Consider the following 16,065-nt stretch of genomic DNA (forward strand, 5'->3'; position numbering starts at 1 on the left):
TCGCGCGAATCGTCATCCCGAGTGAAGCCGCACTTTCAGCGGCCCACCGTTCATGCCGCAGCTTTTTCCGATGCGGCCAGAACCGAAGGAATTCATGCCGATGACGAGTTTCCCGACCGCGCTGCATCTTCGTATCAAGAACCTTGCGCGCCTTCAACCCGATGCGCCCGCGCTCGCATTCAACGCACATGACGACGCGCGTCTCTCACGCGGCGAACTCGACGCTCGCGCGTCCCGGCTTGCGGCGCGATTGCGCGCGGCCGGCGTCGGCACGGAAGTGCGCGTCGGCGTGTGCGTCGAGCGTTCGTGCGAACTGTTCGTCGCGTTGCTTGCCGTGCTGAAGGCGGGCGGCGTGTTCGTGCCGCTCGATCCGCATCATCCCGCCGCGCGCCTTGACTGGATCGCGAAGGATGCGGGCCTCGCGCACGGCATCGTCGATGCCACCGCCGACGATGCGATGCGCGCACGTTTCGCGCAATGCTTCGACGTCCATCACGATCACGCCGATGCGCCCGCGCTCGATGACGACACGCCCGTGCATCCGCGCGCCGCGGCATACATGATCTACACGTCGGGATCGACGGGCTTGCCCAAGGCCGTCGTCGTCGAGCATGGTCCGCTCGCCGCGCATTGCGACGCGCTCGCGACTGCGCTTTGCATCGGCGAGGGCGATAGCCTGCTGCATTTCGCATCGGTCAATTTCGATGCCGCGCACGAGTGCTGGCTTGCGCCGCTCGCGGTGGGCGCGCGCATCGTCATTACTGCGCCGCCGCCGTTCGCGCCCGAAGCGGCGCATGCGTTGATCGAGCGCGAAGGCGTGAACGTCGCCGCTTTTCCGCCCGCGTATCTGCGCGAATTCGCGGCGCTTGCCGAACGCAAGGGCGTGCCCGCGACGTTGCGCGTGCTCGCGTTCGGCGGCGAGGCGCTCTCACGTGAAGCGTTCGCACGCGTGCGGCGCGTGTTCGCGGCGCAGCGTCTCATCAACGGTTACGGGCCGACAGAAGCCGTCATCTCGCCGATGCTGTGGCCAGTCGAGCCGCACGTCACGCCCGATCTGAGCGATGCCGATGCCTACGCGTCGCTGCCCATCGGACGCGTGATCGGTCCGCGTGTCGCGCGCATCGACGATGGCGAGTTGCTGCTCGGCGGCGTGTGCATCGCGCGCGGTTATCACGGACGCGCGGCGCTGACGGCCGAACGCTTCGTGCCGGATGCTTCGGGCGAGCCGGGCGCGCGCATCTATCGCACGGGCGATCTCGCGCGCGAACGCCCCGATGGCGCCTTTGACTATCTCGGGCGCATCGACGATCAGGTGCAGATTCGCGGCGTGCGCGTCGAGCCTGCGGAAATTGCGGCGTGCTTGCGCGCGCATCCATCGATTCGCGATGCCGCCGTGCTTGCCGAATCGACGAATGGCCGCGCGCAACTAACCGCCTGTCTCGTCATCGCACATGAAGCTGCGAGCGATGCCGCGTTGAAGACGTATCTCGCGGAACACTTGCCCGCAGCGTGGCAGCCGCATCGCTATGTGCGGCTCACGCGCCTGCCTTATACGTTGAACGGCAAGCTCGATCGCGATGCGTTGAAGACTCAGATTGTGTCAGCATCGGCTGTGCGTGGCGCGGAGTACATCGAACCCGCGACCGATACCGAACAACGTCTCGCGCAAACCTGGCAACGCATTCTCGACGATGCCGCGCCCATCGGCCGCGCGGATCGCTTCTTCGAGCGTGGCGGCGATTCGCTCGCGGCGATGCAGTTGCAGGCGGCGATTCGCATCGACTGGCGCGTGAACCTGCGTCTCGACGCGATCTTCGACGATCCATCGCTGGAAGCACTCGCCGCGCTGATCGACGCAAGCGAGGTAGAGGCGAGCGATACGGTCATCGTAAGAAGCGCGGCATCGACGAACGCGCGTCACGTCGATCGACCGTCATCGTTCGCGCAGCAACGCTTCTGGGTGCTGGCGCAAACGCGCGATGCGGGCTCGGCGTATCACATCGCGGGCCATTGGGATATCACCGGCAAGCTCGATGCAAACGCCTTGCAGCGCGCACTCGATCATGTGATCGGGCGTCACGAGGCATGGCGCACGACACTCGTCGAGAACGACGACGGTATCGTCATGCAGCGCATTCACGCGTCTTTGCCGGTGACGATCGCGCGTGTGAACGCCGATGCAATCGATGATGCACAAGCGCTTGCGCAACGTCACGCGAGCGAAGCGTTCGATCTGTCGAATGGTCCGCTGTTGCGCGCGACGCTCGTAACGTTCGGCGATGAATCGCATCGTCTGATGTTGACCGCGCATCATGCAATCACCGATGGCTACAGCTCGCGCATCGTCTTCGAAGAACTCGCGCACGCGTATGGCGCTTACGTGCAGGGCGAAGCGCCGTCGCTGCCCGCGCTGGCGATTCAATACGCGGACTACGCGCAATGGCAACGCGATCTGGTCGATGGCGAAGAGGGCGAGCGTCAACTCGGCTTCTGGCGCAAGGCGCTCGATGCGGCGCCCGAACCGCTCGTGCTGCCCTACGATCGCACGCGTCCCGCTGAACGCGATCATCGTGGCGGACGTGCGTCGTTGCGCTTGTCCGTCGAGACATCGAATGCGTTGCGTGAACTCGCACGCGAGAGGCACGCGTCGCCGTTCGTCGTGCTGCTATCTGCGTTCGATGCATGGCTCCATCGGCTGACCGGCGCAAACGATTTCGTTGTCGCGACGCCGGTCGCGCATCGGCAGCGGCCCGAGACTGCATCGCTCATCGGGCTGTGTCTGAATACGCTGGCCTTGCGCGCGCGCGTCGATTCCCATCAATCGTTTTCCCGTTTGCTCGACGACGTGCGCACGCATGCGCTCGATGCTTTCGCGCATCAGGACGTGCCGTTCGATCGCGTGCTCGATGTTGTGAAGCCGCCCGTCGCGCGTGGCGACGAGTGGCTGCGCGTGAAATTCGCCCAGCAGTTCGATGCCGAATTGAAGGCGGCGCTACCGAACGCAACGGCAATCGCGACGCCCGGTCCCGATCTCGCGGCGCGCTTCGATTTCGCGCTCGATTTCACCGACGATGCGCGCGGCATCGAACTCGTCGCGGCTCATGCGCGCGATTGCATCGATGACGCCACCGCGCACGCATGGCTCGCGAGCTTCGCGACGCTCGTCGCCGATGCGGTGCGCGATCCTTCGCGTGCGATCGCATCGCTCGATTGCACGACGCAACGCGAATCGCAACGCGGCCGCGCGCTGACATTCGCCGTCGACGATATCCTCGCGCTGATCGCACAGCATGCGGGCGCGACGCCGCATCGCATCGCGCTCGCCGATGCGCATACGCAAATCAGTTACGCCGAACTCGACGACGCATCGAACCGCGTCGCGCTCGCGTTGCGTCAGGAGGGCGCGCAGGCCGAGCGCGCAGTGGTGGTGTGCATCGAACGTTCGGTGCGCTTCGTCGTCGCGCTGATCGGCGCGATGAAGTCGGGTGCATACGCGGTGCCGCTCGATCCGTCGATGCCGCAAGCACGCCTCGATGCCGCAATCGAAGCGTGCGGCGCGCGCCTCGCGCTCGTCGCGACGAACGACGACAACGCGCCGCCTGCGCTCGGCAACGCGCAGTTGTTCGATGTCGATACGCTCGCGCACGATGCATCGCTCGCGAATGCCGCTGCGCAACGTGTGCAGCCCGCGCCGGAACAAACCGCCTACGTCATCTTCACTTCGGGTTCGACGGGCACGCCGAAGGGTGTCGCCGTGCCGCATCGCGCGCTTGCTGACTACGTGCAAGGCATGCTCGATGAACTCGCGTTTGCACCCGACGTATCGATGGCGATGGTCTCGACCGTCGCCGCCGATCTCGGTCACACGACGCTCTTCGGCGCGCTGTGCTCGGGGCGCACGCTGCATCTGCTGCCCGCTCGATGCGCATTCGATCCGGACCGTTTCGCCGCCGAGATGCGCACGCGCGAAGTGGGCGTGTTGAAGATCGTGCCGAGTCATCTGCACGCGCTCCTGGAAGCTCAGCATCCCGCCGACGTATTGCCTTCGCATGCGCTCGTGACGGGCGGCGAGTCCTTGCCGTGGGCACTCGTCGATCGTGTCAGGGCGTTGAAGCCATCGTGTCGCGTGATCAATCACTATGGTCCGACCGAAGCGACGGTCGGCGCAATCGCGTGCGAGGCATCCGCATTTGCCGACGATGAACGCAACGCGCAGGGCGCGCCGCTCGGCCGTCCGTTGCCGAACGCGTGCGCCTATGTCTTCGACGCATCGGGCGCGTGCGTGCCGCCGGGCGGTATCGGCGAGTTATATCTTGGCGGCCCGGGCCTAGCACGCGGTTATCTCGGACGTGCGGCCGCCACCGCCGAGCGCTTTGTGCCGCATCCGTTCGCGCACGGCGAGCGGCTTTATCGCACGGGCGATCGTGCGCGTCTGCGCGCAGATGGACGCATCGCGTTCCTCGGGCGTCTCGACGATCAGGTCAAGATTCGCGGCTATCGCGTCGAACCGGGCGAGGTCAGCGCGGCGTTGCGCGCGATCGAAGGCGTGGCTCAGGCCGAGACCTTGCCGATCGATCGCGATGGCCGTCTGCAACTCGCATCGTTCGTGAGCGGCACGGCGCAAAGCGAAGCCACGCTGCGCGATGCGCTCGCCGCACGCTTGCCCGACTACATGGTGCCCGCGACGATCATCGTGTTCGACGCGCTGCCCGTGACGGCCAACGGCAAGATCGACCGTGCCGCGCTGCGCGATATCGCGATGAAGCCAGTCGAAACCGCCGCAACGAGCGACGCACCGCAAGGCGAAGTCGAAGAAACGATCGCATCGGTGTGGAAGGACGTGTTGAAGGCGAAGCACATCGGCCGCGACGATAACTTCTTCGAGCTCGGCGGCGATTCGATTCTCGTGCTGCAAATCATCGCGCGCCTGCGCAAACGCGGCCTTCGCGCGACGCCGAAGCAGATCTTCGACAACGCGACGGTCGCGCAACTCTCCCGCGTCACGAAGCCGATCGATACGGCCGAAGCGAGAGCGCCCGTCGCCGCAACGAAGCAAGCGGATGAAAACGTGACGCTCACGCCCGCGCAATTGCGCTTCTTCGCGCTGGATATTGCGCAGCGCGGCCACTGGAACCAGTCGATCGAATTCGATGCCCACGCATCGTTCGATCTCGATGCCTTCGCGCGCGCCTTCGATGCGCTGCTGACGCATCACGAGATTTTCCGGCAACGCTTCGAGCGCGACGCCGCGACGAACGCATGGCGCATCGTGCAGGCTTCGAAGGCGTTCGACACGTTGCCGCTCGCCGCCGTCGCCGCACACGACGAAGCCGATGCGCTCGCGCAATTCGATGCGATCCAGCGCACGCTCGACATTTCACGCGGCCCGCTGGCGTGCGCGCTCGCCGCATCGCTGCCCGACGGGCGCACGAAGCCGTACCTCGCGATTCATCATCTGATCGTCGATGGCGTGTCGTGGCGCATCCTTCTCGATGATCTGCTCAATGCCTATCGCGCGGCGGAAACGCGGGGCATCGCGAGCCTCACGCGCACCGGCGCAAAGGCGTCGCAATGGGCGGCGCGGCTTGCGAAGGCTGCACGCGATCCGCAATCGCCGTTCGCCGGTGAAGCCAAGTACTGGACGACGCAACTCGCGACAGGCGATGACCTGCATCTCGATCACCCGCAAGCGAAGGCGACGAACGCCGATGCCGCCGTCATCGAACAGACACTCGATGTCACGCTCACGCGCGCCGTGCTCGCCGAAGCGAACGCCGCCTATCGCACGCAGACGGTCGCACTGCTGATCGCCGCGCTCGCACATGCGATCGGCAAGACATGCCGTATCGAGCTCGAAGGACATGGCCGCGAAGCGGTCTTCGACGACATCGATGCAAGCCGCACGCTCGGCTGGCTGACGAGTCACTATCCGGTGTCGGTGCCGGTGGAAGCATCGCCGGTCGCCACGCTCGCCGCCGCGAAGGACACGTTGCGCGCCGTGCCGCACAAAGGCCTCGGCTTCGGCGTGCTGCGCCATTACGGCGACGACGCGACGCGCGCATCGCTCGAAGCATTGCCGCGCCCGCGCGTGACCTTCAACTATCTCGGCCAGTTTGAAGCACAGAACGCGCGCGACGCCGCGTTCACGCCGCATTTCGGCGGCGCGGGTTGTGAGCGCGATCCTTCAGGCCCGCTCGGCAATGCACTCGCGATTCATGCTTACGTGGACGACCGCGACGAACGCACGCTCAAGCTGCACTGGGTCTACGGTTCGACGCAACTGGAGCGCGCGACGATCGAAGCGCTCGCGCAGCGCTTCGAGAGCGCGCTTACCGAAATCGTGAGTGCGTGCGCAGAACGCATCGCGGCCAAAGGCGCAGGCGCGACGCCGGGCGATTTCCCGCTCGCACGCGATGGCGGCCTGACGCAAGCGGCGCTCGAACGTCTGCCGGTCGATCTGCGCGGCGTGACCGACATCTATCCGCTGTCGCCGATGCAGCAGGGCATCCTGTTTCATTCGCTGTTCGCTCCGGAGCAATCGACGTATGTGAACCAGCTCGCGGCGACGCTGATCGCGCCCGACGTCGAGCGCTTGCGCGCCGCGTTCGATGCGGCCGTGCCGCGTCACGATATCCTGCGCACCGGCTTTACGCCCGACGAAGCCGCGCCGATGCAGATCGTGCATCGCCAGGCGCGCATGCCGTTCGACGTGCTCGACTGGCGCGATGGAAGCGATGCGCTTGCATCGTTCGAAACGTGGCTCGCGGACGACCGCGCACGCGGCTTCGATCTCGCGGTGCCGCCATTGATGCGCGTCACGCTGATTCGACTTTCGGATGAAGAATGGCGCATCGTGTGGACGCGTCATCATCTGCTGCTCGATGGCTGGAGCACGGCGCGCATGTTCGCGGATGTGTTGCGCGATTACATCGAGCCGCCTCGCGCGCAGCCTTTCGCCGCGCATTCGATGAAGACGCGCTATCGCGACTTCATCGCGTGGCTCGCTGAACGCGACGCGCAGGCCGACGAGGCATTCTGGCTCGAACGTCTCGCACGTCTCGACGAACCGACGCTTATCGCGCAACGCGAGGCGAGCGATCGACCATCGCTCGACGATCACCGTACGTGGCGCGCGACGCTCGATGCCGCGACGACCGCACGCCTCATCGATACCGCGCGCCGTCTGCGCGTGACCCTCAACACGCTCGTGCAGGGCGCGTGGGCGCTCGCGTTGCAGCGCATGACGCATCGGACGAGCGTCGCGTTCGGCTCGACGGTGGCGGGCCGCCCCGACACGCTCGCCGATATCGACGACGTGCTGGGCCTCTTCATCAACACGCTGCCGGTGATCACCGCGCCGCTGCCGCAGCGTGCCGCGTCCGCGTGGCTTCGAGAATTGCAGGCGGACAACGCCGCGGCCAACGAACATGCCCATACGCCGCTCGCGGAGATTCAACGCTGGGCGGGTCAGGGCGGCGGTGCGCTGTTCGACACGCTCGTCGTCTTCGAAAACTATCCTGTCGATGAAGCGTGGGCCGGCCGCGATGAACGCGCGCTTGCGATGCGCGATCTGCGCAATATCGAAGCGACGGACTTCGCGTTGACGCTCGTGGTGGAGGCGGGCGAATCCATCGTCATCGATTACGGGTATGACGCGGCGCGTCTCGATGAATCGCGCGTGGCGGCGCTGCATCGCGCGATGTCCGCCTGTCTCGATGCATTTGCCGCGAACGCCGATGCGCCGCTGGGCACGATCTCGCTTGCCGAAGACGCCGCGCGTTTCAACGCAACGGCGCGTGAATGGAACGACGTCGAACGCGCGCCGCTGCATCGGCAGTTCGAGCGCATGGTCAAGGCTGCGCCAGATGCCACCGCGCTTGAAATGAACGCTGGCGATGGCGCTTCGAAGCATATGACGTATGCCGAGTTGAACGAGCGCGCGCAGCGCGTCGCTGCCGCGCTCGTGAGCGTGGGTGTCGAGCCGGACACGGCGGTCGCGCTGTGCGTCGAGCGTTCGTTCGAAATGGTGGTCGCGCTGTTCGGCGTGTTGAAGGCGGGCGCGGCGTATCTGCCGATCGACCCGGATTATCCGGCCGAGCGCATCGCGTACTTGCTGGACGATGCGAAGCCCGCCGTCGTGCTGACGCAAACGCATCTGCGTGAACGCGTGGAAACCGTCGCCGCGAACGCGCGCGTCTTTGATATCGCCGCGCTCATGCAGAACGACGCGACGCTCGCAACGCCCATCGAAGTCAGCGATGCGCAACTCGCGTACCTCATCTACACATCCGGCTCGACGGGCAAGCCCAAAGGCGCGGGCAACACGCACGGCGCGCTGGCGAACCGCATCGCGTGGATGCAGGACGCCTATCGCCTGACGCGCGACGACGTCGTGCTGCACAAGACGCCGTTCGGCTTCGACGTGTCCGTGTGGGAATTCGTGTGGCCGCTCGCGACGGGCGCGAAGCTCGCCATTGCTGCGCCCGGCGATCATCGCGATCCGGCGCGGCTCGTCGCGGCCATCGAAGCGCATCGCGTGAGCACGCTGCACTTCGTGCCGTCGATGCTTGCGGCGTTCGTCGCGCATATCGACGAGTTCGGCGACGCGCATCGCTGCGCGAGCATCGAACGAATCGTCGCAAGCGGCGAAGCGCTCGCGCCGGAACTCGTCGCGCGCGTCGCCAGGCTGCTGCCGAACGCGCGGCTCTACAACCTCTATGGTCCGACCGAAGCCGCCATCGACGTATCGCACTGGACATGCGGTGCGCGCGATATCGAATCGGCTTCCGTGCCGATCGGTCATCCGATCGCGAATCTGCAACTGCATGTGCTCGATGCGGCGCTGCATCCGGTGCCTTGCGGCGGCATCGGTGAACTGTATCTCGGCGGCGCGGGTCTCGCGCGCGGTTATCTCGGGCGTGCATCGCTGAGCGCCGAGCGCTTCGTGCCCGATCCGTTCATCGCGGGCGCACGCCTCTATCGCACGGGCGATCTCGCACGTCGCCGCGACGATGGCGCGCTCGACTATCTCGGCCGCATCGATACACAGGTGAAGTTGCGCGGGCAGCGCATCGAGCCGGGCGAGATCGAAGCGCTGCTGCGCGCCGAGCCGAATGTGCGCGATGCGGTCGTGATCGTTCGCGACGAGCAGTTGATCGGCTACATCGCGTGCGCCGCGCCCGATGCGTTCGATGAAGCCGCCGTGCTGAGTTCATTACGTTCGCAATTGCCGGCCTACATGGTGCCGTCGCACGTGATCGCGCTCGACGTGCTGCCGGTGACGCCCAACGGTAAGTGCGACCGCAACGCGCTGCCCGTGCCGATGCGCACGCGAGGAAGCGTCGAAGCGCCGCATACGGCGACCGAACGCGAGCTCGCCGCGATCTGGCAGCGCGTGCTGCATCTCGAAGCCATCGGCCGCGATGACGACTTCTTCGCGCTCGGCGGCCACTCGCTGCTCGCGACGCAGGCCAACGCGCAGGCCAACCTGCACTGGTCGCTGACATTGCCGCTGCGCACGCTCTTCGATGAACGGACGCTTGCACGCTGCGCCGTCGCGATCGATGCCGCGATCAAGCAACGCGATGCAACGGGCGGCGCACATGACGCGGCAAGCGCCATCGACGCGCTGCTCGGTGAACTGGAGACGCAATGAGAACCGCAAGAAAAAGAGGAAACGCATGACGCAGGCCAAACCCGATCTGCTCTCGCTCGCGACGCGCTTCGCGCAGTTGCCCGATGCGCAGCGCAAGGTGTTCGTTGCGCGGCTCGCCGACGCGGGCATCGACTTTCGCATGCTGCCGATTCCGCCGCGCGCAAGAAGCGAGGCCTGTGACGAACCGGTGGCGGCCGTGCCCGCATCGTTTGCGCAGACGCGTCTGTGGCTGCACGCGCGCATGATCGACGAGCCCGCCGCGTATCACATCACCGAGCGCATGCAACTCGACGGCGCGCTGGATGCGAACGCGCTGCGCCTGTCGTGCGATGCGTTGATCGCGCGTCACGAAGCGCTGCGCACGACCTTCTCGGAAGGCGCGGACGGCGTGCTGCAAACCGTGCATGCGCCGATGCGCTGTCCGTGGCAATCGGTGGATCTCACGCATGTTCCCGTCGCGGAGCGTGAGGCGCGTGCGGCCGCGCTCGCACTCGCCGACGAATCGCGTGCCTTCGATCTCGCACATGCGCCGCTCGTGCGCGCGCATCTGATCAGGCTCGATGCAAACACGCACTGGCTTTCGCTGACGACGCATCACATCGTGTCGGATGGCTGGTCCGCCGATATCGCGCTGGCCGAGCTCGCATCGTTCTATCGCGCGTATGCACGAGGCGAAGCGGTGTCCGTCGCGCCATTGCCGATTCAATACGCGGATTACGCGCTCTGGCAGCGTCGCTGGCTCGATGCGGGCGAGCGCGAACGGCAACTCGATTTCTGGCGCGCTCGGCTCGACCCTTCGCGCGACGTGCTCATGTTGCCAGGCGCGGCGGCGCGTCCCGGCGAACGCAGCGCGCGCGGCGCTCGTCATGTGTTCACGCTCGATGCGGCGCTTGCCGCTCGTCTGCGCGCCTTTGCCAACGAACGCCGCGCGACGCCTTTTGCCGTGCTACTCGCCGCGCTCGATGCGCTCTTCGCGCGCGCATCGGGCGAAGCGCATATCCAGATCGGCGTGCCCGCCGCGAATCGCGAACGCGCGGAGACGGCGGGTCTGATCGGCTTCTTCGTCAACACATTGACGCTCGCGGCGCGGGTCGATGTAACGCAGCCGTTTTCGACACTCGTCGATGCCGCGCAAGGCGCGCTCGTCGATGCGCAATCGCATCAGGACGTGCCGTTCGAGCAAGTGGTCGAAGCGCTCGGCGTCGTGCGCAGCGCGAGTCATCATCCGCTGTTTCAGGTCATGGCGGCTTATGGCGCGCGTCGTTCACTGCCTTTATTCGCCGATGTGCGCGCAACCGAATTGCCTTCCGGCACGCCGTTCGCCAAGTTCGATCTGACCGCGAACTTCGAGGAACGCGCGGACGGCTCGCTCGATGCAGCGTTCATCTATGCGCTCGATCTCTTCGATGCCGATGCGATCGAGCGTCTTGCGCGCCGCTTCGTCGAACTGTTGCGCAATGCGCTCGATGCGCCGCACACGCTCGTCGGCGATCTGCAATGGCTGCCACAGGACGAGCGCGCGCAGCTTGAGGCATGGAATCGCAATGCGCCTGAGCGCAAGCCCGAATTCATCGCGGTGCACGAACGCATCGCCCGTCATGCGCGCGCTCGGCCAAACGCGCGCGGCGTCGCGGATATGGAAAGAACCTTCACGCGCGGCGAAGTCGATGCGCGCGCGACGCGTATCGCGCAACGTCTCATCGACGCGGGCGTGCGTCCGGAGATGCGCGTGGGCGTCGCGCTGGGCCGTTCGGTCGATCTGCTCGTGGGGCTGATCGCGGCGCTGAAGTCGGGCGGCGCATTCGTGCCGCTCGATCCGAGCCATCCGCGCGAACGTCTCGCACAGATTCTCGACGATGCGCGCATCGATCACATCGTCACTGAACGCGCGAGCCTCGATGCGCTGCCCGTGCCCGCGAACGCGCGCATCCTTCTGCTCGACGATGAAAGCCTCTACGCCGACGATCACACATCGCGCGTGACGTTGCCGGAAGTCGCGGCGGAACAGGCAGCCTATGCGATCTACACATCGGGATCGACGGGCAAGCCGAAAGGCGTGATCGTCGATCACGGTTCGTTCGCGCGACATTGCGTGGCCATCGCCGAACGTTATGGCGCGACCGAGCGCGACACGTTCATGCTGTTCCAGTCGGTTAATTTCGACGGCGCGCACGAAGGCTGGTTCTCGCAGTACATTTCGGGCGCGGCAGTCGCGATCACCGCCGACACGCTCTGGCCGCCCGCGCTGACATGCAAACTCATGCGCCAAGAAGGCGTGACGATGACCTACGTGCCGCCGGGCTGCGCGACGCAACTCGCGGAATGGGCGCTCGTGCACGGCGCGCCGCCCACGTTGAAGTCGATCACGGTCGGCGGCGAAGCGACGTCGCGCGAAGCCTTCGCGCTCATGCGCCGCGCCTTTCCGAACGCGCGCATCGTCAACGGCTATGGTCCGACTGAAACGGTCATCACGCCGATGCTGTGGATGTTCAATCCCGGCGACGATCCCGCGAAGCTCGCTGATTGCGCGTATCTGCCGATCGGCACGCTCGTCGGCGCGCGTACCGCGCATGTGCTCGATGAACGGTTGAATCCGCTGCCCGTCGGCGTGATCGGCGAGCTGTATCTCGGCGGGGAAGGCGTCGGCGTTGCGCGCGGTTATCTCGACCGTCCCGCGCTGACCGCCGAGCGTTTCGTGCCCGATCCGTATGGCGAGCCGGGCGCGCGTCTGTATCGCACGGGCGATCTCGTGCGACGCCGCGCCGACGGCGTGTTCGACTTCATCGGCCGCGTCGATCATCAGGTGAAGCTGCGCGGCTTGCGTATCGAGCTTGGTGAAATCGAGGCGCAGCTCGCCGCGCATGACGATGTGCGCGAAGCATGCGCCGCGGTGCGCGGCAAGGGCGCGCAAGCGGCGCTCGTCGCGTATGTCGAACTGAAAGCCGATGCGCGCGAACGTGCTGCGCTCGGCCGTGCCGCCGATGCCTCCGAACTCGATGCGCATCTGCGCCGCACGCTGCCCGATTACATGGTGCCGGCGCATATCGTCGTGCTCGATGCATTGCCGCGCAACGCGAACAGCAAGGTCGATCGCGCGATGTTGCCGGAGCCGCCGAAGAAGGAGCGCCGCTACGAAGCGCCTGCCGCGGGCACTGAAGCCGCGCTCGCGAAAATCTGGCGCGAGGTGCTGAACGTCGAGCGCGTGGGACGTGCCGATCATTTCTTCGAACTCGGCGGGCATTCGCTCGCGGCGGTGCGCGTGGTCACGCGCATCGCGGAGATGCTCGGACGCGATGTGCCGGTGCGCGCATTGTTCGAAACGCCGGTGTTGTCGCAATACGCGAAACGCGTGCAGCAGGCGAGCGCATGCGAAGGCGCATCGGATACGGTGCAAGACACCTTCGAGCCCGACGAGAACGGCATATGCCCGCTGTCCGCCGCGCAACTCGGCCTCTGGTTCCTGTGGCGTGCGCAGCCGCAAAGCGCCGCATACAACATTCCGGTCGCGGTGCGCCTGCGCGGTCCGCTCGATGCCGACGCGTTGCGCGAAGCGCTCGCGCAAGCGGCCGCGCGTCATCCGGCGTTGCGCACGCAACTGGTCGAGCGCGAGGGCGCAGCGCCGGGTCAACGCATCGCGCCGATGTGGCGTTTCGAGTTGCCGGTGATCGATGTCGCGGGCCGCATCGATGAAGCGAAGCGCATCACCGATGAAGACGCGCTCACGCCCTTCGATCTCGCGCACGCGAAGCGTCTATGGCGCGCGCGTCTGCTGCGCCTGGCCGACGACGATCACGTGCTGTCGCTCGTCGTGCATCACATCGTGTCGGATGGCACGTCGATCGATCTTTGGCTCGACGATATCCGCGCGACGTATGTAGCCTTGCAGAAGGGCGCGTCGGTGGCGGAACGCGTATCGAATGCACTGGTGCTGCCATCGTCCGCGACGGGCGCGCGTCTCGCGTTCTGGCGCGACGCGCTAAAGGCACTGCCCGCGATCGCATTGCCCGCGCCGGCATCGGGCCGCGTGGAAGACCCGCAATGGCTCGCAAGCCGCATCGCGTTCGATCTCGACGATGCGCCCGTCGAACGTGGCCGCGCGCTCGCAATGGAATGCCACGCCACGCTGCCGATGCTGTTGCATGCGGCGCTCAACGCGGCATTGCATCGTCTGACGGGCGCGCTCGATCAGCCGATCGGCGTGCTTGCATCGACACGCGAATCGACGGGCGATGCCGCACGCGATGCGCTCGGGCTCTTCATCAACGCGGTCGTCGTGCGCACGCGCATGTCGAAGGCCGATACGCCCGCGACCTTGCTCGCCACCGTGCGCGACGCGGCGCTCGCCGCCTATGCACACGCCGATGCGCCGTTCGCCGATGTCGTGTCCTCGCTGAACGCAGAGCGACCGGGCGCGGCGAATCCACTCTTCCAGGTGATGTTCAACTACCTTCGCCCGGCCGCGATGGCCTCGCGCGATTGGGCAGGCCTCGCGATCGAAGGTTTCGATGACGTGCGTCATCGCGTGGTGTTCGATCTGGAACTGGACGTGACCGAATATCCCGATGGCCGCGTGAGTTGCGCGTTTTCCTATGCGAACGAACGCGTCGATGCTGCGTTCGTCGAGATGCTTGCGCAGCGTTATCTCGCGACTGTCGAACAGTTCGCGCACGCGCCGCATGAAGTCTTCGACGCGTGTGAAGCCACGCTCGAAAGCGTGGCGCGTATCACGCCGCAGCCATCGAACGAAGAGAGCAAAGAGAACGATGAGACCGGCGAAGCGCAAACGCTCGCGACCATCTGGAGCGAACTCTTCGATGGCAAAACCCTCACGCCGCACGACGATCTCTTCGCAGCAGGCGCGACATCGTTCGCCGTCGTGCGCTTCGTCGAAGCGGCACGCAAGGCCGGTTTCGATATCGCCATTCGCGACGTATTCGCCACACCGCATTTCGCGGGCCTCGCCTCGACGCTCGCACGCCGCTTCTCGCTGGCATCGACCAATGACATCTGAGAGACACAGGGAAATGAAGAAAGAAACCGTATTCGATCTGATCGGCGTCGGCTTTGGGCCGTCGAATCTGTCGCTCGCCGTGCGTCTGGCCGAAGAGCGCGGCACGTCGGACATGAAGCAGTGCTACATCGAGCGGCAGCCCGAGTTCGGCTGGCATCGCGACATGCTGCTCGACGATTGCCGCATGCAGATTTCGTTTCTGAAGGACCTCGTCACGCAGCGCGACCCGACGAGCCGCTTCACGTTCATCAACTATCTGTTCGAGCGCGGACGTCTGAACGAATTCGTGAACCTGAAGAACTTCTATCCGACGCGCGTCGAGTTTCACGATTACCTGAGCTGGGTCGCGCAAGCCTTCGACGATCGCGTGCATTACGGACAGAGCGTCACGGCCATCGAACCGGTGCTCGAAGCGAACGGCGACGTAAGCGCGCTGCGCGTGGTTTCGCAGGACGAAGACGGCCGCGAATGGCGGCGCGTGACGAAGGCGTTGTCGGTCGGCGTCGGCGGCACGGCGCGCGTGCCGGAACCGTTCGCATCGCTCGGGCCGCATAACGTGATTCATTCGTCGGCGTATCTGAGCTCGATCGAGCGCGTCGCGGGCGATGGCCGCGATGGCAAGAAGCGCATCGCCGTGATCGGCGCGGGGCAGAGCGCGGCTGAGGTGTTTTCGGATCTCACGCGCCGTTTCCCGCATGTCGATGCGACGCTCGTGATTCGCGCGAGCGCACTCAAGCCGGCGGACGACACGCCCTTCGTCAACGAGATTTTCAGCCCCGAATTCACCGATGTCGTCTTCGTGCAATCGGAAGACGGACGACGCTCGCTGATCGAGCGCTTCCGCGACACGAACTACGCGGTCGTCGATCGTCCGCTGATCGAGCAGATCTACGAAATGCTCTATCTGCAGAAGGTTTCGGATGACACGCGGCATCGGCTGCTCGCGAATACGGCGATCGAAAACACCGCGCGCCGTGCGAACGGCGAGATCGAACTGACGATGCGGGATGTGCTGACGGGCCACGCGCGCGCGGAGCGGTTCGACGCGCTCGTGCTGGCGACGGGCTATCGGCGCGACACGCATCTCGCATTGCTCGACGACCTCGCGCCGCATCTGGACGACGCGCTCGCGCAGCGCAATGTCGGCCGTGATTATCGGCTCGTCACGCCTTCGAAGTTCAAGGCGCGCATCTATCTGCAAGGCTGCTGTGAAGACAGCCACGGTCTCTCCGACACGCTGCTTTCGGTGCTCGCGGTGCGCTCGGACGAGATCGCCGCATCGCTTGCCGGTGCGGGACAGCAACACGCCGCGGAACAAGCGGCGGATACGAGGAAAACCGGGGTGAGCGGCGGCCGCGTGGCCGTGGCTCTTTGACAAAGTAGCGGCGCACAGGAAGCC

3 protein-coding genes are annotated in these 16,065 nt (G+C 65.8%); all 3 read left to right on the forward strand.

Annotation, left to right across the window (positions count from 1 at the left end; genetic code table 11):
- Positions 1-100: 100 nt before the first annotated feature.
- From ACEN42_RS31615 to ACEN42_RS31625, 3 genes are read left to right on the forward strand one after another with little or no spacing between them, the layout of a single operon-like run.
- Positions 101-9,655, forward strand: a complete 9,555-nt coding sequence (locus ACEN42_RS31615; RefSeq protein ID WP_371883558.1) for an amino acid adenylation domain-containing protein — start codon at positions 101-103, stop codon at positions 9,653-9,655.
- 25 nt (positions 9,656-9,680) lie between these two features.
- A complete protein-coding gene (locus ACEN42_RS31620; RefSeq protein ID WP_371883559.1) occupies positions 9,681-14,666 on the forward strand; it encodes an amino acid adenylation domain-containing protein in 4,986 nt (1,661 codons plus the stop codon).
- A 13-nt stretch (positions 14,667-14,679) separates the two neighbouring features.
- Positions 14,680-16,041: a lysine N(6)-hydroxylase/L-ornithine N(5)-oxygenase family protein gene (locus ACEN42_RS31625; protein WP_371883560.1), complete on the forward strand. Its 1,362-nt coding sequence runs from the start codon at positions 14,680-14,682 to the stop codon at positions 16,039-16,041.
- The last annotated feature ends 24 nt before the right edge of the window (positions 16,042-16,065 follow it).

This window comes from Caballeronia sp. S22 (genome assembly GCF_964261745.1).
Lineage (GTDB): Bacteria > Pseudomonadota > Gammaproteobacteria > Burkholderiales > Burkholderiaceae > Caballeronia > Caballeronia jiangsuensis.